The following is a 19631-nucleotide window of genomic DNA, read 5'->3' on the forward strand; positions in this document are numbered from 1 at the left end:
AATGAACATACTCGGCGATATCTTACGCCCTCTTTTCGACCTACTTGCGGGTATAATTACCTTCTGGTACGCGCTAATACCGAGCTATGGTGTTGCGATAGCGCTCCTGACGGTCACCGTTATGGTGGCCATTTCACCACTCACCATCAAAAGCACAAAGTCGATGCTACAGATGCAGGCGATCCAACCAAAAATTAAGGAACTCCAGAAACAGTTTAAGGGAGACCGCCAGGGACTCGCCGAAGCACAACAGGCACTCTTCAAGGAGAATAAGGTTTCCCCTGCTGGTGGCTGCTTGCCTATGTTGCTCCAGTTTCCGTTGTTGATCGTGATGTATGACGTTATTCGTGGTCTCACAAACACCGTCAAGACCTCCCATGGAATAGTGGCGTCGCCTAAGTACATCATCCACTCAAGCCTCCTCTACAAGCACCTCGTTCTCGACCATGGTGTTATGAAGTTTCTAGGGTTGAACCTGACGCTTTCTGCGTTGCACCTGCATCTTGGTTTCTTTAATTCGCTGCCCTACTATCTGCTGGTCATTGCGTCAGTGGGTCTTCAATACCTCCAGATCAAGCAGATAACCGGTAAAAATCCCTCGGCTGCTGCAGCTAATCCGATGGCGTCCAAAACACAGCAGATCTCGACTCTGGTATTTGGGTTTATCTACCTTGACATTCCTGCTGGTGTCGTTGTTTACTTCCTGGTCTCTGGCATCTTCCGAGTTGTTCAGCAGGAGTTGATGTGGAGGCATGACCCCACACTTCGATCACACTCTCTAGAGGCGCGAAAGAAGGCTGCCGACGCGAAGCAGGGTCAAGTTATTGAGGCAAAGGAGATTGTACGAAGGCCATCTCCGCCACGGAATCTTCTCCGGCGACTGTTGCCTGGCGCCACTCCAGCCCTCTCGACCGACAATAATGCGAGCCCTATGGATCCACCAAAGCCTCGCCCTCGAGACAATCGTTCGAATAAAAAGAAAAAGCGTCGCTAGTTTTTGTACTAGCTGATGAGAGGGCTAAGCTGCCCACAAACGATAGACAAGGAGCTAACTGCTGCAATGGAGTGGATTGAGACCACTGGTAGAGATTTGAACGAGGCGAAAGAGCTCGCTCTCGAACACCTAGGTGTTGATGAGCGAGATATCGAGTTCGAAGTACTAGATGAAGGACGTTCCAGTTTTTTAGGATTCGGAAGGAAGTCGGCGCGGATCAGGGCACGACTTCGTCCTTCGTTCCCAAACCCTAAGCGGGAACGAAAGCCGCGACGCCCTCGGCAGACGACGTCTGCTGGCGCACCAGCGACAGAGTCGGTTACTGCGAGTGAGAAGATCGAAAAGCCCAAGACCGAGAGATCTCGGACGGAGAAGCCAAAGGAGTCAAGAAAAGTGGAATCAGAGGAGAACATCGCACCGCAGGCCGCGCATGAGGAGGTTAGCAGGGTTGAGCTTGCTAATGCTGCTCAGGAGTTTCTTGCCGGGCTCATGCATGAGTTTGGCCTATCTGGTGAGGTAACGGTTACCCATCTTGATGAGGAGTCGATGGAGCTCGAGATCAATGGCGAAGGTCTTGGTTCCTTGGTGGGTACTCGTGGAAGCGTGCTCACTGCAGTGCAGGAGGTAACTCGTTCCGTAGTTCAGACTCGAGCAGGTGAGGGAGCTGGTCGTGTCGGAGTTGACATCGCAGGCTATCGGCAGAGGCGACGTGAGGCGCTAGAGAAGTTTGCACGAGAGCAGGCCGAGAAGGTGCGAGAATCTGGTGAGGAGCTCGTCTTTGAGGAGATGTTGGCACCCGACCGCAAGGTGATTCATGATACTGTTGCTGAGATTTCGGGTGTCAGTACTCGGTCGGAGGGTGACGAGCCGCATCGATATGTGGTAATGTTCCGGGAGACTCTAGCCAGCCAGGAAACGAGCAATGACGGAGAGACTACAACAGTCGATTCTTAGAGCCCAGGATTGGGGCTTTATCGGTGGAGATCTCGAGCAACACCTCGATCATTCCCTGGCATTCGTAGAGATTCTTCATAGCCTAGATTTTGACAACCGATCTGGTGTCGATCTAGGCAGTGGAGGCGGACTGCCAGGGCTCGTCATCTTGACCTCTATGCAAGAGATCCAGTTGTCGCTCGTTGAGATCATGGGCAAGCGAGCCGCCTTTCTCGAAGAGGCAATTATGGACTTGGAGCTGGGTTCTCGAGCTCAGGTGGTTAGGGCACGTGCTGAAGAATTGGCACATGATCAGCACTTTAGAGAGCGATATTCATTCGTAACAGCCCGAAGTTTTGCTGGGCCCGGAGTAACGGCTGAGGTAGCAACAGGCTTCCTAGAGATTGGTGGCATGCTTGTAGTATCAGAGCCGCCGAACTCATCTGGAGAGCGTTGGTCTGCTGCTGGTCTTGATCGTCTTGGACTTCGTCTTAATGAGGTGCGCAAGGGAGCATTTAGCTTCGCTGTGTTGGTCAAGTTTCAAAACAGCCACGCTAGTTTCCCTCGGGTTGCAGGAAAGGCCTGGAAACAGCCGTTATTTTAGGGCCTCGGCGGGATATATTTACCGCGCGCTACCCTCCCCTATCGATCTCTCGGTTCTTTGTCTCGTCGGGATTGCTCCGAAGTGATTGGCTGACTCCTGCCGTGGCTTAGGCGCCAGTGGATAATAGTAGTCGACCAGGTGGTATGTGTACGAATTGACGTACGCTGTGGTTATGGAACGGCTCGAGATGTCGGTTGCGAAGCCAGTGATTGATTCACCTTGCGTGTTCCGTGATCTCGATGCCGTCGACAGTGACCTGGGTTTGGCGGGGTTTCGGAATTCCGGTTATCTGCTCTCACTTCCGGGTGGTGACACCAAGGCCTGTAGATCTAGTCTGTGGGTGGCGTTGGTTCGTTCGGGATCCTCGGATGTTATTGGCTGATGCGCATGCGATGATTCGTAGCTGCCATCAGGCTCCGATTGATCAGGTCATTGATTTCAGGTGAGTGGGTGAGTCGCTCTTGAGTCGTCAGTACTGACTTCTCTGGCGTTGATTGCACGCACAATCCGCGTTGAGCCAGAGTTGCGTTCTCACCGAAAGATTGATTTGATTGTCTTGGCTGTCGTCAGCGGTGGTTGCGGGTCGATCAGCTGCTTGCCATGTCTACATTTTTGTTTAGATAGGTCGCTTTTGTCGGAGTCGGGAGTAGGCGGGTTTCGCTAGAGATCCACGCGACTCGCTCAAGATCAACGACACTGATGATCGATGCAGAGCCCAGAGATCGCTGATTGCGTGAATCTGTTGTGGATGTTGCATGGCTGAACGCTTCGGAGTGTGTTGAGCTTTGCTATGAATAATTTCAAGTCCGGTTGATAATCGTGCTTCTTGCGGCAGCACGGTTGGTGCTGTCCCTCCCCCACCCTAGTTGTGTTTGTTTTCGCTCGTCCATCGTTGAGTTTGGGATATTCTAGAGTTTTCGATCGACGCTGCTGTTTTTGGAACTTAGCTAGGCGGTTGGTGTTGGTTGAGTACCTCTTGCTAAGGGGATGTCAACGATTTCCATTGGAGCTCAGGTTGATGGAGTGGCTCGTTCTTCAGGAGTTCGTGCTCCTCGTCGTGGTTTTTCCGCCGTAGTAATAGTTGGTTTCGATTAACGCATGTGTTTGTGGCTTCGATATTGGCTACGGGGCGCTCAACTGCCCTACGTTGTTGATTTCCCGTTGTCGGTCGGGATGTAGGGCAGGGACGATCATGCTAGGGTTGGGATGAGAGTTCGTCATGTGTGTTTCACGTGAAACAAAAGCGAGAGTCTTGATCTAGGTTTCACGTGAAACAGCAGTGGGAATCGAATTTCGCTCGTGGGAAAGGATGTAGTTGTGAGTCATGGAGCAAGGGTCATCGCTTTGGCTAATCAGAAGGGTGGGGTAGGGAAGACGACCACCGCGGTAAACCTCTCCGCATCGTTGGCTGAGCTGGGGCGTCGTGTTCTAGTCCTGGATCTGGATCCTCAGGGCAATGCAACCACAGGTCTGGGGGTAAGTCCACGTGAGTTAGAACACTCGGTATACGACGTGCTCATGAAGGATGAGCCGATTGAGAACGTGATAGAGGCTACCATTGTGGCTAATCTATTCTTATGCCCAGCCACTATAGATCTCGCGGGGGCGGAGATCGAACTGGTTTCGGCTTTCTCTCGCGAGCTTAGACTTCGAAGGTCATTGGATGGGGTTCGTGATGACTTTGACTACGTCATCATTGACTGTCCTCCTTCCTTGGGCTTGCTCACTATTAACGCACTTTCGGCGGCAAATGCTGTTATGGTTCCAATTCAGTGTGAGTATTACGCCCTCGAAGGTCTGTCCCAGCTTTTTCGGAATGTTGGACTTATTCAAGCGTCTTTAAACCCCGAGCTCACCATAGATTACGTGGTCATGACGATGTACGATGCTCGGACCAACTTAGCTGAGCAGGTTGTACGCGAGGTACGTGAGTACTGCGGTGACAAGGTCTGTAGTACTATAATTCCGCGCACGGTACGATTGTCTGAAGCGCCATCGTTTGGAAAGCCAATCACGGTGTTTGACTCTGGTTCTAGAGGAGCCATTGCTTATCGGCATTTAGCGAAAGAGGTCGTTGGTGGTTAGACAGTCTGGACTCGGGAAGGGGTTAGGGGCACTCATCCCGGTTCCCAATGAGAGGTATGCAGAGGGGCTCCAGGAGATTCCTATAGGGATGATTCACCCTAATCGATTTCAACCCCGCAAGGTGTTTTCCGATGAGGGTCTGGCGGCACTGGCGGCGTCGATCTCTGAACTTGGGGTATTGCAACCTATTCTTGTTCGAAGACAGGATGACGGGTTTGAACTCGTGGCTGGGGAGCGTCGTTGGCAGGCCGCTCAGCGCGCAGGGCTTACGACCATCCCGGCGGTTATTCAGGACAGGGATGACCTGGCGTCGCTTCAAGCGGCAGTGGTTGAGAATCTGCACCGCGAGGACCTGAATGCGCTTGAAGAGGCGGCAGCGTATCGACAGCTAATCGATGATTTCGGACTCACTCATGATGCTGTGGCCCAGCGAGTGGGTAAGAGTCGTGCGGCGATTTCGAATACGTTGCGACTACTCCAGCTCCCTTCAAGTGTTCAACGTCGGGTGGTTGATGGTACGTTGTCTGCAGGTCATGCCAGGGCCTTGCTTGCTTCTCCGGATCGGAAGCTACAGGAGAGGTTGGCCGACAGCATTGTTGATGGCGGTCTTAGCGTTAGAGAGGCGGAGGAGCTAGTTAGACAGACGCTGGCCGGAGTTGATGAAGAGGAATCCGGGTCTCCGCCGGTTATGGCAAAGATCAAGAGTTCCACCGGTTCGAATCTTCGACCGGCGGTAGTGCTCGAGGTTGAGCGACTGCTCTCTGAGTCGTTGTTGACTTCGGTCTCAATCGAGGTCAAGAAGTCTGGTGCAGGGGTGGTGCGTCTTGATTTTGCTGATCTGGGTGACCTTCACCGTATCGCGTCGTCGATTGTCGATCCCGGGTTCGAGTCTTAAGTGAAGGTTGTATCTAGGTTAAGCATGAGGGTTGTACACAGCTGTGCATAAGGTTGTGGATGAAGGTACGTTGGCTGCGTTAAAGCTTGTGAGACTGCTGTTCCCACCAGGCGAGGACTCGCCTGATAGCCTCTTCTTTTGATATCGGCCCCTCCTCGAGTTCCGTCTCCATGAGGAAAGCCAACGCCCGTCCTACCGGCTTAGACGGAGGTATCTGGAGGAGAGTCATGATCTCTGTACCGTCGAGGGCTGGTCGAAGTGAGGCGAGGGCGTCGGCTTCCTGGAGTCGTTTTACGCGCAGCTTGAACTCATCCATTCGGCGGGCCATTGCCAGGAGTTTGTACTGATTGCGAGTGGTGGCGTCGCAGACGGTCAGCTCATTAAGGTCTTCGTAGAGATCTCCGGCATCGCGAACATAGCGACGAACGGCAGAGTCGGTCCAACCGGCATCGTAGCCATGAAAACGCAGGTGAAGTCCTACGAGCTTAGAGACATCCCCAATGAGATCCTTCGGATATCGGAGCTCTGTGAGGATAGAGGTAGCCATCCGGGCGCCCACAACGTCATGAAAGTGGAAGGTTACACCGTCTGGCCCGATGGCTCGTGTTTTTGGTTTCGCGATGTCGTGCAGGAGGGCTGCAAGCCGCAAGCGAAGGCGGGGAGAACATTTCTGCACCACGGCGATGGTGTGCGCGAGGACGTCCTTGTGGTGATGAACTGGATCCTGTTCTAGACGTAGGCTCGCGAGCGCGGGTAGAAAGTTGATCGCCAACGGTGTGTCGACCAGTAGCTGCAGACCCTTGGTCGGGTCGGGAAGTACCAAGAGTCGACTGAGTTCATCCCGGATGCGTTCGCGCGAGAGGATGTCCAGGCGGGGAGCGAGTTTTTCGATAGCGACGATCATTCCTTCCGCTGGGGTAAGGTCAAAACGGGCGATGAAGCGAGCGGCCCTCAGCATACGGAGCGGATCTTCGCCAAACGAGATATCAGCGGAGAGAGGTGTGGCGAGACGGCGCGCCACCAGGTCGGCTACACCGTTGTAGGGGTCGATAAGGAGTGGTTCCGTAGCGGTTAATTCAATTGCGATTGCGTTAATGGTGAAGTCGCGGCGAGCGAGATCATCGGCGAGCGAGGTTGAGAATCGGACCTCAGGTTTGCGGCTAGTAGTCGCATAGGCTTCGGCTCGGTGAGTTGTGATCTCGAGTCGAGTGGAGCCTAGGGAACAAGCGATGGTGCCGAATCGTTCTCCAGCTCGGTTGATGGAGTGAACCATACCCGCTAGCGTTGTCAATATCTCATTTGGTTCAGCATCAGTGGTGAGGTCGACGTCGGAGACGTCCGATGTGGTTGGGCCAAGGAGGAGGTCGCGAACTATACCTCCTACGAGATAGAGGTGAAAGCCACGCTCGGCGAACCGTTCGACTACCGGCTTTAGTTCTCGAATAGTTGGCGCAAAACGATTGGGGATCACCAAAAGTACCTTCCTAACGTGGGTGGCGGACAGCTCAGCTTAACTGGGATAGAGCTAGTGGGAAGGCGGGTCGATGTCGTGATGGCGGAGTGCGGCGGATCGCATCCTGGAAAGCGCTGCTATTAGGTCCTTGTCGACGCTTCCTGCTGGCACCAGCTGGTCTGGCTTTCTTGAGGCGCCGAGAAGTGCCTCGATGGCTGCCACGGTGGATTCTGCGAGAGCGGCGAGGTCATAGCCTCCCTCGAGAAAGGCGACGGTTCTTTGCTTTGGCACATACTGGAGTGCCCATCTCGTAAAGTTAAAAAAATCATCACTGCTGTAGCCAAGGTCGGTAAGTGGATCGGCTCTATGTCCATCAAATCCGGCTGATATCAACATCCAAGTTGGCTCAAAGGAGGTGATGCTAGAGCTAGCGATAGATTCAAGAGCAGCCAACGCCGTCTGTCCGCTAGTACGCGGTGGCAACGGGATGTTGATGGTCAGCCCCACCCCCCTGCTCACTCCAACATCAGAGACCCTGCCGGTGCCTGGATACAGGGGGTGTTGGTGAATCGACACATAGAGCACCGACTGTTCACCGTAAAAGATATCCTGAGTGCCGTTGCCGTGGTGAGCATCGATGTCGACTATTAGGACCCGTTCACCCTGGTCTACGAGTGTCTTCGCGGCAATGGCGATATTGTTGAAGAGGCAAAATCCCATCGATGTGTCTGCGGTGGCATGGTGTCCTGGAGGGCGCACGGCAACAAAGGCTGCATCGCCCTCTCCTCGCTGAAGACGAGCTATTGCATCAAGCCCAGCGCCGGCTGCAAGTAGGGCGATATCGTAGGACTGATATCCGACTTGAGTATCGGCGTCGATAGGTCCGCCTCCCATAAGACAGAGCTGACGGATCTCCGCGACATGGGACCCGTTGTGGACTCCAGTGACGGCAGCGGCGCTCGCTGGTGTTGGTTGAAACCGAACTATACCGTCTCCAAAACGGTCAAGGACCGACGTGATAACCTCAAGCCGACTCGCTGATTCCGGGTGATAGAGACCGGTGTCATGTTCGAGGTATTCGGGATGGGTGCCGAACAGAACGGTCATACCCACATGCTACCGGTTGGCTTTCAACAGGCGGCGCAGAGAGTTTTGCAGCCAATTCGATGTCGGCAACTAGGGTTTGCATGAAGAGTCCAAAGTATGGTGACAACTCAAGAAAGGACCGTTGACGCTAGTTGGCTGCGCTGAGAAGTGTCGGTGGTATCCAGGTTCGATATTCGCCGTGGTATGGGAATTTGCAGGCGGTGCTAGTTACGGTGCCACCACAGGTCTGGGTCCGTAACCCAGAGATCCTGATGCGTGCGATGGCCGTCGGAAGGGAGATGGGATACTCACGTTTTTTGGTTCAAGCCACAGGGGTCACCCAGAAGGCGGTGCTGCTTGACTCTGGCTTTCAGGAGGTTGACCGGCTCCATGTGCTTTTTCGCAGGAGTACGCTGAACCTACCTAAGGTTCCAGAGTCCGCTGGCTCAGCTCGACTTCAGCGAGCGAGCTCGCTGCACGTGGACGAGGTTATCCGCGTTGATAACGCTTGTTTTGAGCCATTTTGGGCCATGAACCCACTTGCGCTCTCGGAGGCGGTTGCGGCTACACCAAGAAGTCGGTTTAGGGTTATGACGGTAGGCGACTCTGATGTTCTTGCGGGCTACGCTATCTTTGGCCTAGGTGGCGGTGAGGGTTATCTCCAGAGGATTGCGGTAGATCCTCACTGGCAGGGGCGCGGATTCGCGACCCGGCTTATCGTCGACGGATTACGTTGGGCCAAGAGGTGGAGAACACGGCGAGTTGGAGTCAATACACAACAGCGTAACGAGAATGCCCTCAGGCTCTACCTCAAGCTCGGTTTCGAGTTACAGGCGGAGGGTATCTCAATTTTTGAGCCTGCTCCGTCGTAGCGTTCCCATTATTACCCTGGTCTTGTTGTTGCTCGTGCCACGGGTGGAGGGGCAGCTTGCCTCCTCAAAGGGTACGCTTAGGTTGACCAACGATGTCGGAGTGCAGATTGGCGCCAAGCCGATCTCAGTCGATTTTTCTTGGTCGGGGCGATCTTCTGGTGTGGAGGCGTTCCTGGTGGTCTACCCGAGCACCTCCTCGAGGTATCAACTTAGCCAGACGCTTCGATCGGGTCCGAGTGGATCTCCTCTGGCACTGTCTCGACCACATTCTTTAGCCTTCCTCGCAACTCCGCACGGCTATCGACTCAGTTCTCACATCTTTTCCGCCATATCTTGTGGTGCTGCCTGTGCTGGCGTCTACCCAGTAGAGCTCCGGCTTGCTAGTAGCCAGACTGGAGTGACGCTAAGCCAAGTCATAGTCGGGGTTCCGTATTTCCCATCGAGCAGTTCCATAACTACACCGCTTGGTGTGGCACCTATATTGCGGATGCAACTGTCCACACCCTCCAAGCAGCTTAGGGCTGCATTGTCACGGTTGTCGAGCTCGACGGCGGCGGCGACGATCTCGTTGGCTGGGTCGGTTGGAACGTCGATAGCCACCCAGAAAGGGTATGCCAGATTGTTGGGGTCCGCCAGCCTGCATCAGCGTATCCTCTCGCCATATGCAGTGCTAGCGCCAAACTGTGCCAATCTCGTCGTATCGCCGCTGATCGGTCTGGAGTCGCGGCTCAAGCTTTCCGGCCAGATAAACGGTACAGAATCGAGAACCGCCGTATTCGCCCAGGCTCCAACGCGCCTTGAGCTGGGTGAACTCCGTCGCGACAAGATCAACACTACCGTGGTGCCTGATGGTGTTCTGAGCCAGCTCGCCTCCGTCCTCTCGGTCTCTGATCCAGCGTATGTCCACGGCTTGGGATTGACAGTTTTGGGATCTAGTAGGCAATTGAGTGCCGAGTTTGCTAGCGCAAACACACCTGGAGGCTATCAACGCCTGCTCGCTGATCTTGCGCAGTTCTATTTTCAGGCCCCAGCACAAAGTGGGCGAGTGGCGACGATGGAGATCGATCTCACCACAGCCGCCCAGGTAGCGGGGGCTACGACGGTACTAGAGCGACTTCAGGGGACTCCTATCTTTAGCATGATGACGGTAGCAACAGCGGCCACACTGCCCAGTAGCCATATCTCTCAATCTGATCTTCGCCTAGCCTCGGCGCCAAAGAGGCACTGTACGATTACGTCAAAGGCAGTGCGTCAAGGGCTTACTCGCCTCGGTGCACTCGCCTCAGCGGACACCGGCTCGCGATCCGGACTAGAGGGTTTGGTCGGTCTTGCTCAACTAGCAACCTCTGGCAATAAGGCGATCGGTCAGCGTGCGATATCGCTGTTGGACCAGCAGGAGCGTGGACTTCTAGCACAGGTGCAACTCGTGGGGTCGAAGACCATTACCTTGACCTCTCACAGCGTCTCTGTGCCGCTAACGTTGTCATCGAAGTTGCCGTTTCCTATTGGAGTGCAGCTCTCGATTCGCTCATCGGAGATCACCTTCCCAAAGGGATCAAGACGGGTTATTAAGTTGCGCCGCGGAACTGCCACCGTATCGCTGCCTGTGGTAGTGAAGGCGCTTGGAACCTTTGCGGCTTCAGCGGTGGTGTCAGCACCAAATGGAGCGGTGCTCGTTACCAGCAACCTTACGGTCCATTCGACCGGATTCTCGACTGTGGGAGTCGTCCTGACGGTAGGGGCGGCGCTGGTTTTGGTCTCGTGGTGGGTTCGCACCGCGCGCCATCACCGCAAGAAGACGAGCGACTAGTGTTTGCACAACTCAAGAGACTGCTGTTTGGAACCCGTGAGTCGGCGAGCCAAAATGCTGCACTTCTGGCGGCCGGGACCCTTACCTCCCGGTTGACTGGGCTGGTTCGGCTGGTAGCGCTCGCTGTAGTACTTGGGGTACGCCCATTGGCAGATGCCTACAACCTGGGCAATAATACGCCAAATATGCTGTATGACCTGCTATTGGGGGGCATAATCTCGTCTACATTGCTGCCCGTCCTCTCTGCCCGTTTCAGTGTTGCGGGACGTCGTCTGGGGGCAAAGTCGCAGGCAACGATATTGACTCTCGGTATCGCTGGTCTGTTGATCGCGACGGTTATCTTCGAGCTATTGGCACCAGCGATCATTGGCCTGTACACGATCGCCAATCACCATGGCTATGCGGTTGCCCAACGTGAGTTGGCAACAGAGCTGTTGCGACTTTTTGCTCCACAGCTCTTTTTCTACGGTGCGATCTCTCTGTTCACGGCGGTGCTCAACTTGCGAGGGAACTTCGCCTCAGCAGCATTCGCTCCGATAGCGAACAACGTCGTCTCGGTATTGTCTTTGGTGGTATTCGCTGCTGCCTACCCAGGTGCAAATCTAAACGTGGCCCTTTCCCATCGCGATGCTGCACTTATCCTTGGACTCGGCTCGACCGCTGGTGTTGCCGCACAAATGTTGGTTTTACTACCGGTGATGTTTCGATTGGGAGTCGAGTTCCGCCCCTCGTTTTCGTTCCGTGATCCTGCGGTCAAGGAGATGTTTACTCTCTCCTCGTGGACCGTTGGTTTTGTGGTTGCGAACCAGGTGGCGGTCTTCGTGGTTCAGGCGATTGCTGACCCACGACCTGGCTACATCAGTGCCTATAACTACGCCTACCTCTTCTTCCAACTCCCGTACGCGATCGTATCGCTCTCGATTATGACAGCCCTGCAACCGCGGCTCGCCAGGCTATGGGCGGTTAACGATAGGCTCGGCTTTGCGACCAACCTCTCGCGTGCGTTGCGAGCGAGCGTTGCTATCACACTGCCACTCGCGGCGATTATGTTGGTGGGTGCTCCAGTGGGCCTCGATATTGTGCTTCGATACGGCGCGGTTAGTCTGTCTGGGGTACGTTTGACAGCGGTAGCGCTTGAGGGTTTCGCGGTTGGACTGCCTGGTTTTGCGCTATTTCTCTCGATCGTGCAGGGGCTACAGGCAACCCGGAATGCACGAGTGGTATTCGTACTCTACCTGGTGGAGAACGGCCTCAATATTCTGCTCGCCTTTTTGCTCGTTAATAGGTATGGCATCGTTGGACTAACGGTCTCGTTGTCGGCTGCCTATACGGTTGCTGCGTTGCTCGGCCTTGTAGTTCTACTCCGGATGCACGCCATCCGGGGTCTCTCGGATATGGTTCGTGTGTGGCTACGCCTTGGAGTCATCGGAGCAGTGCTGGCGGTGGTGCTATGGAAGACGCTGCCGTCAATTAATGCCCACCGAAGTTTCGGATTCCTGCTCCAGACCTTGGGTGCGTTGTTGATCAGTGCAGGCATATTTGTGGTTCTGAATGTACTCGCAGCTAGACTTAGCCGCCAGGGAAGGGAGATCCATAGATGAGTGTCGCGGTGGTGGTAGATTCGGCATCCGATCTGCCTAATGAGCTTGCTGATGCCTTGGGTATCAGGCGTGTGCCGTTGACTATCAGTCTTGGCGGAGTCGACTACAAAGATGGTAGCGAGCTTTCTCGTGAGAAGTTTTGGGAGCTGGTACGCTCATCGAGTGAGTTGCCAAAGACGGGTGCCCCATCACCATCACAGTTCGACACCGTCTTTAGCGAGGAACTCGATGCCGGCGCGAGCCACGTAATTTGTCTCACTATGACCAAGGATCTCTCTGCGACCTATCAATCGGCGGTCACTGCGGCTAGCGCATACTCGAACCGGGTATCGGTGTTCGATACCCGGACACTAACCCTTGGCGAGGGCTTGATAGCGGTGGCAGTAGCGACGGCGGCGCAAGCCGGAGCTGATGCCGAGGAGTGTCAAAGGATCTGCACCTCGGTGATTTCAAGGATTGTCACCTTTGGAACCCTTGACACCCTCGAAAATCTTCGCAAAGGTGGCAGAATTGGTGCTGCAAGTGCGCTCTTGGGCACCTTGATGTCCTTTAAGCCCTTGATCGAGGTGCGCGACGGTGGGATCGAGGCAGCTGGACGTGTTCGTACCCGTAAGACCGCTATAGCATCACTGTTGGAAAAATTTGATCATCGGGGACCCTACGAGCGTGTTGGGCTAGTTCACGCAATGGCAACGGATGTGGAGAGCGTGCTGGCGGAGCTTCGCGCAGCGACAGGGGTCGATGATGTCGTGGTCTCGGTCATGGGTGCGACTATCGGAACGCATGCTGGTATCGGAGCACTCGGCATCTCGGTGGTTCTGCAGGAACCCAAGTAGGCTAACTGTGAGGAGGAAGGTGCATGGCTGACTATCACGATGAAGCGGAGAGACAGCGTGACATAGCGTCGCGCGCAACCGAGTGGGTCGACGAAGCTACCAAGTTTTTGCAAAACAGAGCGGTGTCGCCGCTGTTTTGGATCGCCCGGGCTATCATCTTTGGCCTTTTGGGGCTGGCGTTGGTGGTGGTAGCAGGCGTCTTGGCCGTCGATACCCTCGTCAAACTGCTCGACGCCTACCTCTTCGCGGGCAGGGTGTGGATCACCTACTTCGTCATCGGAGGCATTGCACTGTTGGTCTCACTCGTTGCCTGGAAGAGGATGGGTAAGTATCGTATGCCAGCAGCCAACACCTCTGCGTAGTCAGGACAGAGTGGGAATTATGAGATCCGTGGATTGGTTGTGGATTTCAGGCCCAGAGCTAAACGTTGAATGCTGAGTTGTGGTTATAGACCAGCGGTGGCAAGCCGCGGGTGCACACTGCAAGCAACAAGTCAACGAGGATGAAGCTAGCGATCGAGCAAGCGGTTTAGATAGAACGAGGACAGCAGTGACAGAGCACGTAAGGGTAGTGATTATTGGTTCAGGACCGGCGGGGCTGACGTCGGCCATCTACGCAGCGCGAGCCGACCTACAGCCAGTGGTACTAGAAGGCGAGCCGTCCTCCACCTCTGACCAGCCTGGGGGCCAACTCATGCTCACAACGGAGATCGAGAACTTTCCTGGCTTTGTCGATGGAATCCTTGGTCCGGAGCTGATGGCGAACTTTCGCGGGCAAGCTGAGCGCTTTGGGGCTAGAATTCACGCCGCTAAAGCAGCGCGAGTCGATCTAACGGGTCAGCACCCGATGATATGGGCCTCCGACGCATCAGAGGAGGAGCCAACCTACACTGCTGACGCCGTGATCGTTGCAACCGGAGCTCGATCCCTTATGCTTGGAGTGCCTGATGAGTTGAGATTGGTGGGTCATGGGGTTTCAACGTGCGCAACTTGCGATGGGTTTTTCTTCCGTGGGCACCGCATTGCTGTAGTCGGCGGGGGAGATTCGGCACTTGAAGAGGCGTTGTTCTTGACCAAGTTTGCTGAGTCGGTGACCATCATTCATCGCCGTGATCGACTGCGGGCGTCGAAGATCATGCAGGATCGTGCCTTGGCCAATCCGAAGATCTCTTTCCTTTGGAACCGACAGGTGGCAGAACTCCACGAGGAGGGAGGGTCGCTGGTTGGAGTGACGACCCACGATTTGGAGAGCGGCAGTGATGAGAGACACGCTTTCACCGGCTTGTTTGTCGCAATCGGTCATGCTCCAAACACCGACATCTTCAAGGGACAACTTGAGATGGATGATCTTGGTTACATTATTACCCAGCCTGGTTCGACGGCGACCAGTGTTAGCAGCGTATTTGCGGCAGGCGATGTGCAGGACCATATCTATCGTCAGGCGATTACTGCAGCTGGTTCAGGGTGTCAAGCTGCGCTGGACGTGGAGCACTACCTAGCCGCCCACGAGGCGTGAGGAATAGTTACTCATCGATGACGTTGTTAGTTGCATATGCAAGTAATGTTGCAGAATGGAGAATGGAATGAGCGTGGAGATTCTTGAATTGAACGATCAAAACTTTGATGAGCGTATCAAGGCTTCGGATACGCCGGTTCTAGTAGACTTCTGGGCAGAGTGGTGTGGACCGTGCAAGATGATGGCTCCGATTCTCGACGAGATAGCCGAGGACAAGAAAGGGCATCTGGTGATCGGGAAACTGAACGTGGACAATGCGCTGCAGGTGGCACGGAAGTTCGAGATCATGAGCATCCCGACGCTGATGCTGTTTCGCGACGGGGAACCAGTGAAAAGGATCGTCGGAGCGATGTCGAAGAAGGCGCTTCTCAAGGAGCTGGATCCAGTCCTAGCTGGATGAACGCTGGCGGACCAACGTCCGTAGCTCCACAGTCAGAGGCCAGCCTGGCCGATGTGGCGATGCGGCTGGCCAAGCTCGGGTTCAGTGCGGCTGGGTCCGGACTTGGTGAGCTCGCAGAGGCACTCGTCGCTTTTCAGTCATCTCGCGGAATTCCTGAGACCGGTGACTGTGATCTCATTACCTGGAGAAGCCTGGTTGAGGCCGGTTTTGCTTTTGGGGACCGAGTACTCTATCTGCGTAACCCAAGTTTTCGTGGTGACGATGTCGCTTGGCTTCAGGAACGGCTCGGAAACCTTGGGTTCGACCCTGGGCGGGTGGATGGCATCTTTGGCCCACGGACTCGTGATGCTTTACAGGATTTTCAATCGAATGTAGCACTCCCTGCAGACGGGATCTGTGGAGGGGCTACGGTTGATGAGTTGCGACGTGTCTTTGGACGCAGCAGCGAGCACATTCATGGTGTTAGGGAGCGTCAGCGACTGAGGATTCGAACCAAACCTTTGACCGAGGCCTCGGTGGCGGTTCTTGGTGCTCTCCCACTCGAACCGCAGGCTGATCTGCTCGCGCAGCGCCTCCGAGCACGGGGTGCAAGAGCTGTAGCTGTAACTGATGCAGACCAGTCCCACCTCGCCTCTATCGCCAACAAGAGAGAACTTGATCTGGTGACATACCTAGACTTCTCAACCTCAGGGCTGCAAGTGGCTTACTACTCGGGATTTCGTTACACGTCACCAGCGGGAATGTTGCTGGCTCAGATGGTAGCCGCTGGCCTTGGTGCTCTCCAGCTCCCGGTTATGGTCAACCTTCGAGGAATGACTCTGCCGATCCTGCGTGAAACGAGGATGGCAGCGGTCTCGATCGCTCTCGACCACCCCAACAGATGGATTATTCTCGGTCCTGAGGTGGTGGAGTCGGTCGCAGAGTCGATCGAGCGCTTTCTAGTTAACCCTGATTCAGTGGTGTAGTGGCTGAAGTGGCCAGCAACTCGCTAAGAGCGCGCGCGGGCGTAGTCGTTCACCATCTCCTGCGCTACACCGTCACGGAACTGCTTTGGCGGAGACTTCATGAAATAAGCTGATGGTCCAAGAAGGGGTCCGCCCTCGCCACGGTCAAGGGCAATCTTGGCGCAGCGTACCGCATCGATGATCACTCCAGCACTATTGGGGGAGTCCCAGACCTCGAGCTTGAGTTCGATGTTGAGAGGAACGTCTCCAAAGTTACGGCCTTCAAGGCGGATATAGGCCCATTTGCGATCCTCGAGCCATGGAACATGGTCGGACGGTCCGATGTGGACATCATTGGCTTCGATGCCGTGGTCGATCTGGCTTGTGACCGACTGTGTCTTGGAGATCTTCTTCGATTCCAAGCGTTCGCGCTCGAGCATGTTCTTAAAGTCCATGTTCCCACCGACGTTAAGTTGATAGGTGCGGTCGATGACGAGCCCTCTATCCTCGAAGAGTCGAGCTAGGGTGCGGTGTACGATCGTGGCACCGACCTGACTCTTGATGTCGTCACCCACGATCGGGACACCAGCGGCCGTGAACTTGTCTGCCCACTCTGGGTCGGACGCGATGAATACCGGAATAGCGTTAACGAACGCTACTTTGGCGTCGATGCAGGCCTGAGCATAGAACTTCTGCGCCTTTTCGGAGCCAACTGGTAGGTAGGCAACGAGTACGTCGGCGCGTACCGCGCGAAGCGTCTCGACGATATCCACAGGCTCCACCGGAGACTCCTCGATGGACTCTCTGTAGTACTTGCCAAGACCATCTAGGGTTGGTCCTCGTTGAACGGTGACCTGACTCTCTGGAACCTCAGAGAACTTGATCGTGTTATTGCGCCCGGCGAAGATAGCCTTTGATAGCGGAACTCCTACCTTCGTCGCGTCAACGTCGAAGGCGGCGACAAACTCTAGATCACTGACGTGATAGTCGCCGAGCTGGACATGCATCAGCCCTGGAACCTCATCCTCTGGACTTGCATCCCTATAGTAGTGCACCCCTTGGATGAGTGAACTGGCGCAGTTGCCCACACCAGCGATAGCTACGCGTACTTTTGACATCCGTCTCCCCGTTTCCTTTCTTGTTACCTACCGCGAAAGCGTATGTTGCTCTCGAAGATCTTTAAGCTCACGCTCGATCCACTGCAATTCGGCATCGAGGCGATATTCGAGACCGTCTTTGACGTGGCGAAGTCCTACTGAACTAGCTGAGAGTTTACGCAGTACATCCACCCGCTCTTTGACTATGGACACTCGTTGTTCGAAGAGCCCAAGGCGCTCAGTCTCGCTCAACCGAGCCGAGAACGCCAGGGCGACCCAGAAGGTGCGATCATCGTCAATGGCTAGGCGTCGCAGCAGCTGAAGCAGTTCCTCTTCACCTGTGGTTGTTATCGCGTAGACCTTGCGATTACGACGGCCAAGCGCTGGCTGATCGCCACGCTGAAGCAGTGCGAGTTCAGCCGCGAGAGCTCCGGAGAGCTTTCGAGAGTCGATCTGGGCCATCGAGGCGCCACCAACCTCTGAGCGAATGAGTCCACGGCGTTCGAGCTTGGCCAACGCAGGGTATAGAGATCCCCATGACATGGTCATGAGAGCACCAAAGGTGGTATCAATACGCCGTTTGAGTTCATATCCGTGCATGCGTTCGTCGGCCAAGAGGCCTAGAAGGAGCAGCTCGGTGGCTGATCCATTGGAATGGGAACTAGCACGCATGCAACCAGTATAGCTGGCAGAAATAACTTTACAATATACCGATACGCTATATCTAGTTAGACAGTGAGCATCCACTCGGTAACGAGTGGAGCCGAAGCCATAGCGCATTATTAGCAGCTGATGACCAGCTTTGGCTGGCCGATCGGGGCCATCGGCAGATGCGGCGAAGCACTCTCAGAGCTGACGCGATTGTCTGGATATGACGAGTTGCTGCTCGATCGCGGCCAAGGCAGCACCGGTTGCGCTCCCGAAGCTGCTATGGGTGAGTGGAGAACGAGTATATCTAATGAGGAGCGCGAGAGTGCGCCTATAGCTGCACGGCCATACTTGACGTCCTGCTCGTCTAAAACAGCTGTTCGGTGGTACGCTGGGTTCATGTCCGAACTCTTTGCGCAGATGCCGACCGCTCTCGAACTTGCTGAGAGCATCCGATCTCTTCAGGTCAGTCCAGTTGAGGTGCTTGAGTGGGTCGCTGGACGAGTGGATGAAGCCAATCCACGAGTAAACGCTATTATCTGGTCCGACTATGAGGAGGCCAGACAGAAGGCGGTCGCGATGGCGAGCGAGTTGGTTCATAGTGGGGATGTCTCGCTACCTCCGTTCTTCGGAGTCCCACTCCCGATCAAAGATCTCACCGACGTGAAGGGGTGGCCCGCAAGCTATGGGTCGCTCGCCTCCTCCGAGGATCTCAAGGACGAGAGTGATCTGGTTGTCGAGGGGTTCGAGCGCGCTGGATTTGTCCTCTTCGGCAGGACCAACGCTCCTGAGTTTGGTCCAATTCCTGTGACCGAGAACCTGCGCTACGGGGCGACTCGGAATCCTTGGAACCTAGAACTCACCCCAGGAGGTTCGAGCGGAGGAGCGGCAGCGGCGGTAGCGTCGGGAATGTTTCCGGTCGCACATGGCAACGACGGTGGCGGGTCGATCCGAATTCCAGCCTCGTGTTGTGGATTAGTGGGTCTCAAGGTTGCGCGGGGAAGAGTCCCTTCTCGCACCTTGTCATGGGAAGGAGGGTCTGTCGAGGGTGTCTTGAGTCGAGATGTCGCCGACACTGCGGCTATCCTCGACCAGATTGCTGGTCCTGATCCGCTGCAGTGGTACAACGCTCCTGCTCCTTCGCGACCGTTTGCCTCCGCCCTTGAGACTGATCCAGGTCGACTGCGAGTAGCTATGGTCACGACGGCGCCCTTTGATTTACCGGTGGATCCAGAGTGCTTGCGAGCAGTTGAGTTGACTGCTCAAACTCTCGAGTCGCTTGGTCATAGCATCCAGCCAGCCGAGTTGCCTAATGTGGATGCGTTTTTGGGGCCGTTCCTAAACGTGGTAAACACTGGGCTCGCAGGGTACCGTGAGATCGACTGGGCGCACACCGATCTCCATATCCAACGCAATCGGGAGGCGGCCATGGCGGTATCCAGTCTCGACTACGTCCGGTCCGTCGGTGAGCTCCAGCGATGGACGAGAGAGTTTTTGCGGCAGTGGGGTAGTGACTTCGATATTCTGCTTAGCCCGACGATGTCTATCCAGCCGCCGCGCGCGGGGGCGGTGCTTGAGGAACTCCACGCATCCGGGGATACTTCGAGTTCCTCGTTGACGGTTCTGCAGATGGCTGTCTTTACCTCCGCCTTCAACATGACCGGCCAGCCTGCTATCTCACTGCCGGTGCATATCACCGAGACAGGTGTCCCCGTGGGCATCCAACTGGTGGCGGAGCCCTGGGGAGAGCTTACGCTTATCGGATTGGCTGCCCAACTGGAGCGCGCGATCGGATGGCGCGAGCGCACACTACCGTCCTTCTGATCTCTGGACGCGCTGAAGCGAGTAGTTACAGATC

Annotated in this window: 19 protein-coding genes; 15 read left to right on the forward strand and 4 right to left on the reverse strand. The window is 55.3% G+C overall.

Translation table 11 applies throughout. The annotated features are described in order from the left end of the window. Window position 1: 1 nt before the first annotated feature. The 6 genes from FEAC_RS08550 to FEAC_RS08575 all read left to right on the forward strand — a co-directional run bounded on the left by FEAC_RS08550 (window position 2) and on the right by FEAC_RS08575 (window position 5511). Entirely contained in the window at window positions 2-994 is a 993-nt protein-coding gene (locus tag FEAC_RS08550) for a YidC/Oxa1 family membrane protein insertase (RefSeq protein ID WP_035389905.1), read from the forward strand. Between the two features lie 66 nt (window positions 995-1060). Beyond that, entirely contained in the window at window positions 1061-1948 is an 888-nt protein-coding gene (gene jag, locus FEAC_RS08555) for an RNA-binding cell elongation regulator Jag/EloR (RefSeq protein ID WP_035389907.1), read from the forward strand. Then, a complete protein-coding gene (locus tag FEAC_RS08560; protein ID WP_035389908.1) occupies window positions 1917-2531 on the forward strand; it encodes an RsmG family class I SAM-dependent methyltransferase in 615 nt (204 codons plus the stop codon). Before jag ends, FEAC_RS08560 begins: the two co-directional genes overlap by 32 nt. Window positions 2532-2703: 172 nt before the next feature. After that, window positions 2704-2913, forward strand: coding sequence for a hypothetical protein (locus tag FEAC_RS08565; protein ID WP_035389909.1), 210 nt, complete (start codon window positions 2704-2706; stop codon window positions 2911-2913). A 935-nt stretch (window positions 2914-3848) separates the two neighbouring features. Continuing rightward, window positions 3849-4616, forward strand: coding sequence for a ParA family protein (locus FEAC_RS08570; protein ID WP_035389912.1), 768 nt, complete (start codon window positions 3849-3851; stop codon window positions 4614-4616). Beyond that, a complete protein-coding gene (locus FEAC_RS08575; RefSeq protein WP_035389952.1) occupies window positions 4609-5511 on the forward strand; it encodes a ParB/RepB/Spo0J family partition protein in 903 nt (300 codons plus the stop codon). The genes FEAC_RS08570 and FEAC_RS08575 overlap by 8 nt, the downstream gene beginning before the upstream one ends. Before the next feature lie 79 nt (window positions 5512-5590). On the opposite strand, the gene FEAC_RS08580 is transcribed toward FEAC_RS08575, so the two are convergent. Both FEAC_RS08580 and FEAC_RS08585 read right to left on the reverse strand, forming a co-directional pair. Beyond that, a complete protein-coding gene (locus FEAC_RS08580; RefSeq protein ID WP_035389914.1) occupies window positions 5591-6982 on the reverse strand; it encodes a CCA tRNA nucleotidyltransferase in 1392 nt (463 codons plus the stop codon). Window positions 6983-7036: 54 nt separating this feature from the next. Further along, window positions 7037-8071 (reverse strand): histone deacetylase family protein, encoded by a 1035-nt coding sequence (locus FEAC_RS08585; RefSeq protein WP_035389916.1) that lies wholly within the window; start codon window positions 8069-8071, stop codon window positions 7037-7039. Between the two features lie 131 nt (window positions 8072-8202). On the opposite strand from FEAC_RS08585, the gene FEAC_RS08590 reads away from it, so the two are divergent. From FEAC_RS08590 to FEAC_RS08625, 8 genes are all read left to right on the forward strand, one after another. Then, a complete protein-coding gene (locus FEAC_RS08590) occupies window positions 8203-8922 on the forward strand; it encodes a GNAT family N-acetyltransferase (protein WP_035389918.1) in 720 nt (239 codons plus the stop codon). Next, complete coding sequence (locus FEAC_RS15565; RefSeq protein ID WP_035389920.1) at window positions 8903-10732, forward strand: DUF6049 family protein; 1830 nt, start codon at window positions 8903-8905, stop codon at window positions 10730-10732. The genes FEAC_RS08590 and FEAC_RS15565 overlap by 20 nt, the downstream gene beginning before the upstream one ends. Beyond that, on the forward strand, window positions 10732-12333 hold the full coding sequence (gene murJ / locus FEAC_RS08600; protein ID WP_035389922.1) for a murein biosynthesis integral membrane protein MurJ: 1602 nt from the start codon (window positions 10732-10734) through the stop codon (window positions 12331-12333). Before FEAC_RS15565 ends, murJ begins: the two co-directional genes overlap by 1 nt. Then, the gene (locus FEAC_RS08605; protein WP_035389924.1) at window positions 12330-13169 is read left to right on the forward strand and encodes a DegV family protein; all 840 of its coding nucleotides are present in this window, start codon (window positions 12330-12332) and stop codon (window positions 13167-13169) included. The genes murJ and FEAC_RS08605 overlap by 4 nt, the downstream gene beginning before the upstream one ends. A 23-nt stretch (window positions 13170-13192) precedes the next feature. Further along, window positions 13193-13531, forward strand: a complete 339-nt coding sequence (locus tag FEAC_RS08610; RefSeq protein WP_035389926.1) for a hypothetical protein — start codon at window positions 13193-13195, stop codon at window positions 13529-13531. Between the two features lie 187 nt (window positions 13532-13718). After that, entirely contained in the window at window positions 13719-14684 is a 966-nt protein-coding gene (trxB, locus tag FEAC_RS08615) for a thioredoxin-disulfide reductase (protein WP_035389954.1), read from the forward strand. 67 nt (window positions 14685-14751) lie between these two features. Next, window positions 14752-15084, forward strand: coding sequence for a thioredoxin (gene trxA / locus FEAC_RS08620; RefSeq protein ID WP_152623150.1), 333 nt, complete (start codon window positions 14752-14754; stop codon window positions 15082-15084). Next, the gene (locus FEAC_RS08625) at window positions 15081-16049 is read left to right on the forward strand and encodes a peptidoglycan-binding protein (RefSeq protein WP_052566097.1); all 969 of its coding nucleotides are present in this window, start codon (window positions 15081-15083) and stop codon (window positions 16047-16049) included. The genes trxA and FEAC_RS08625 overlap by 4 nt, the downstream gene beginning before the upstream one ends. Window positions 16050-16072: 23 nt before the next feature. Here FEAC_RS08625 and FEAC_RS08630 read toward each other — a convergent pair whose 3' ends face one another. Continuing rightward, the gene (locus FEAC_RS08630) at window positions 16073-17146 is read right to left on the reverse strand and encodes an inositol-3-phosphate synthase (RefSeq protein ID WP_035389931.1); all 1074 of its coding nucleotides are present in this window, start codon (window positions 17144-17146) and stop codon (window positions 16073-16075) included. Between the two features lie 27 nt (window positions 17147-17173). Next, on the reverse strand, window positions 17174-17797 hold the full coding sequence (locus tag FEAC_RS08635) for a PadR family transcriptional regulator (RefSeq protein ID WP_052566098.1): 624 nt from the start codon (window positions 17795-17797) through the stop codon (window positions 17174-17176). A gap of 120 nt (window positions 17798-17917) precedes the next feature. Between FEAC_RS08635 and FEAC_RS08640 the strand changes: the two genes are divergently transcribed. After that, window positions 17918-19597 carry an amidase gene (locus FEAC_RS08640; RefSeq protein ID WP_052566099.1) on the forward strand — a complete coding sequence of 560 codons (1680 nt, stop codon included), beginning with the start codon at window positions 17918-17920 and terminating at the stop codon, window positions 19595-19597. Window positions 19598-19631: the final 34 nt, after the last annotated feature.

It is taken from the genome of Ferrimicrobium acidiphilum DSM 19497 (assembly GCF_000949255.1).
Lineage (GTDB): Bacteria > Actinomycetota > Acidimicrobiia > Acidimicrobiales > Acidimicrobiaceae > Ferrimicrobium > Ferrimicrobium acidiphilum.

What these genes read in the sequence shown, in the direction of transcription:
- FEAC_RS08640 (WP_052566099.1), top strand. Translation starts at nt 17,918, where the DNA reads ATGACCAGCTTTGGCTGGCCGATCGGGGCCATCGGCAGATGCGGCGAA.
- FEAC_RS08560 (WP_035389908.1), top strand. Translation starts at nt 1,917, where the DNA reads ATGACGGAGAGACTACAACAGTCGATTCTTAGAGCCCAGGATTGGGGC.
- FEAC_RS08565 (WP_035389909.1), top strand. Translation starts at nt 2,704, where the DNA reads ATGGAACGGCTCGAGATGTCGGTTGCGAAGCCAGTGATTGATTCACCT.
- FEAC_RS08605 (WP_035389924.1), top strand. Translation starts at nt 12,330, where the DNA reads ATGAGTGTCGCGGTGGTGGTAGATTCGGCATCCGATCTGCCTAATGAG.
- trxA (WP_152623150.1), top strand. Translation starts at nt 14,752, where the DNA reads ATGAGCGTGGAGATTCTTGAATTGAACGATCAAAACTTTGATGAGCGT.
- FEAC_RS08610 (WP_035389926.1), top strand. Translation starts at nt 13,193, where the DNA reads ATGGCTGACTATCACGATGAAGCGGAGAGACAGCGTGACATAGCGTCG.
- FEAC_RS08550 (WP_035389905.1), top strand. Translation starts at nt 2, where the DNA reads ATGAACATACTCGGCGATATCTTACGCCCTCTTTTCGACCTACTTGCG.
- FEAC_RS08630 (WP_035389931.1), bottom strand. Translation starts at nt 17,146, where the DNA reads ATGTCAAAAGTACGCGTAGCTATCGCTGGTGTGGGCAACTGCGCCAGT.
- FEAC_RS08625 (WP_052566097.1), top strand. Translation starts at nt 15,081, where the DNA reads ATGAACGCTGGCGGACCAACGTCCGTAGCTCCACAGTCAGAGGCCAGC.
- jag (WP_035389907.1), top strand. Translation starts at nt 1,061, where the DNA reads ATGGAGTGGATTGAGACCACTGGTAGAGATTTGAACGAGGCGAAAGAG.
- FEAC_RS08585 (WP_035389916.1), bottom strand. Translation starts at nt 8,071, where the DNA reads ATGACCGTTCTGTTCGGCACCCATCCCGAATACCTCGAACATGACACC.
- FEAC_RS08635 (WP_052566098.1), bottom strand. Translation starts at nt 17,797, where the DNA reads ATGCGTGCTAGTTCCCATTCCAATGGATCAGCCACCGAGCTGCTCCTT.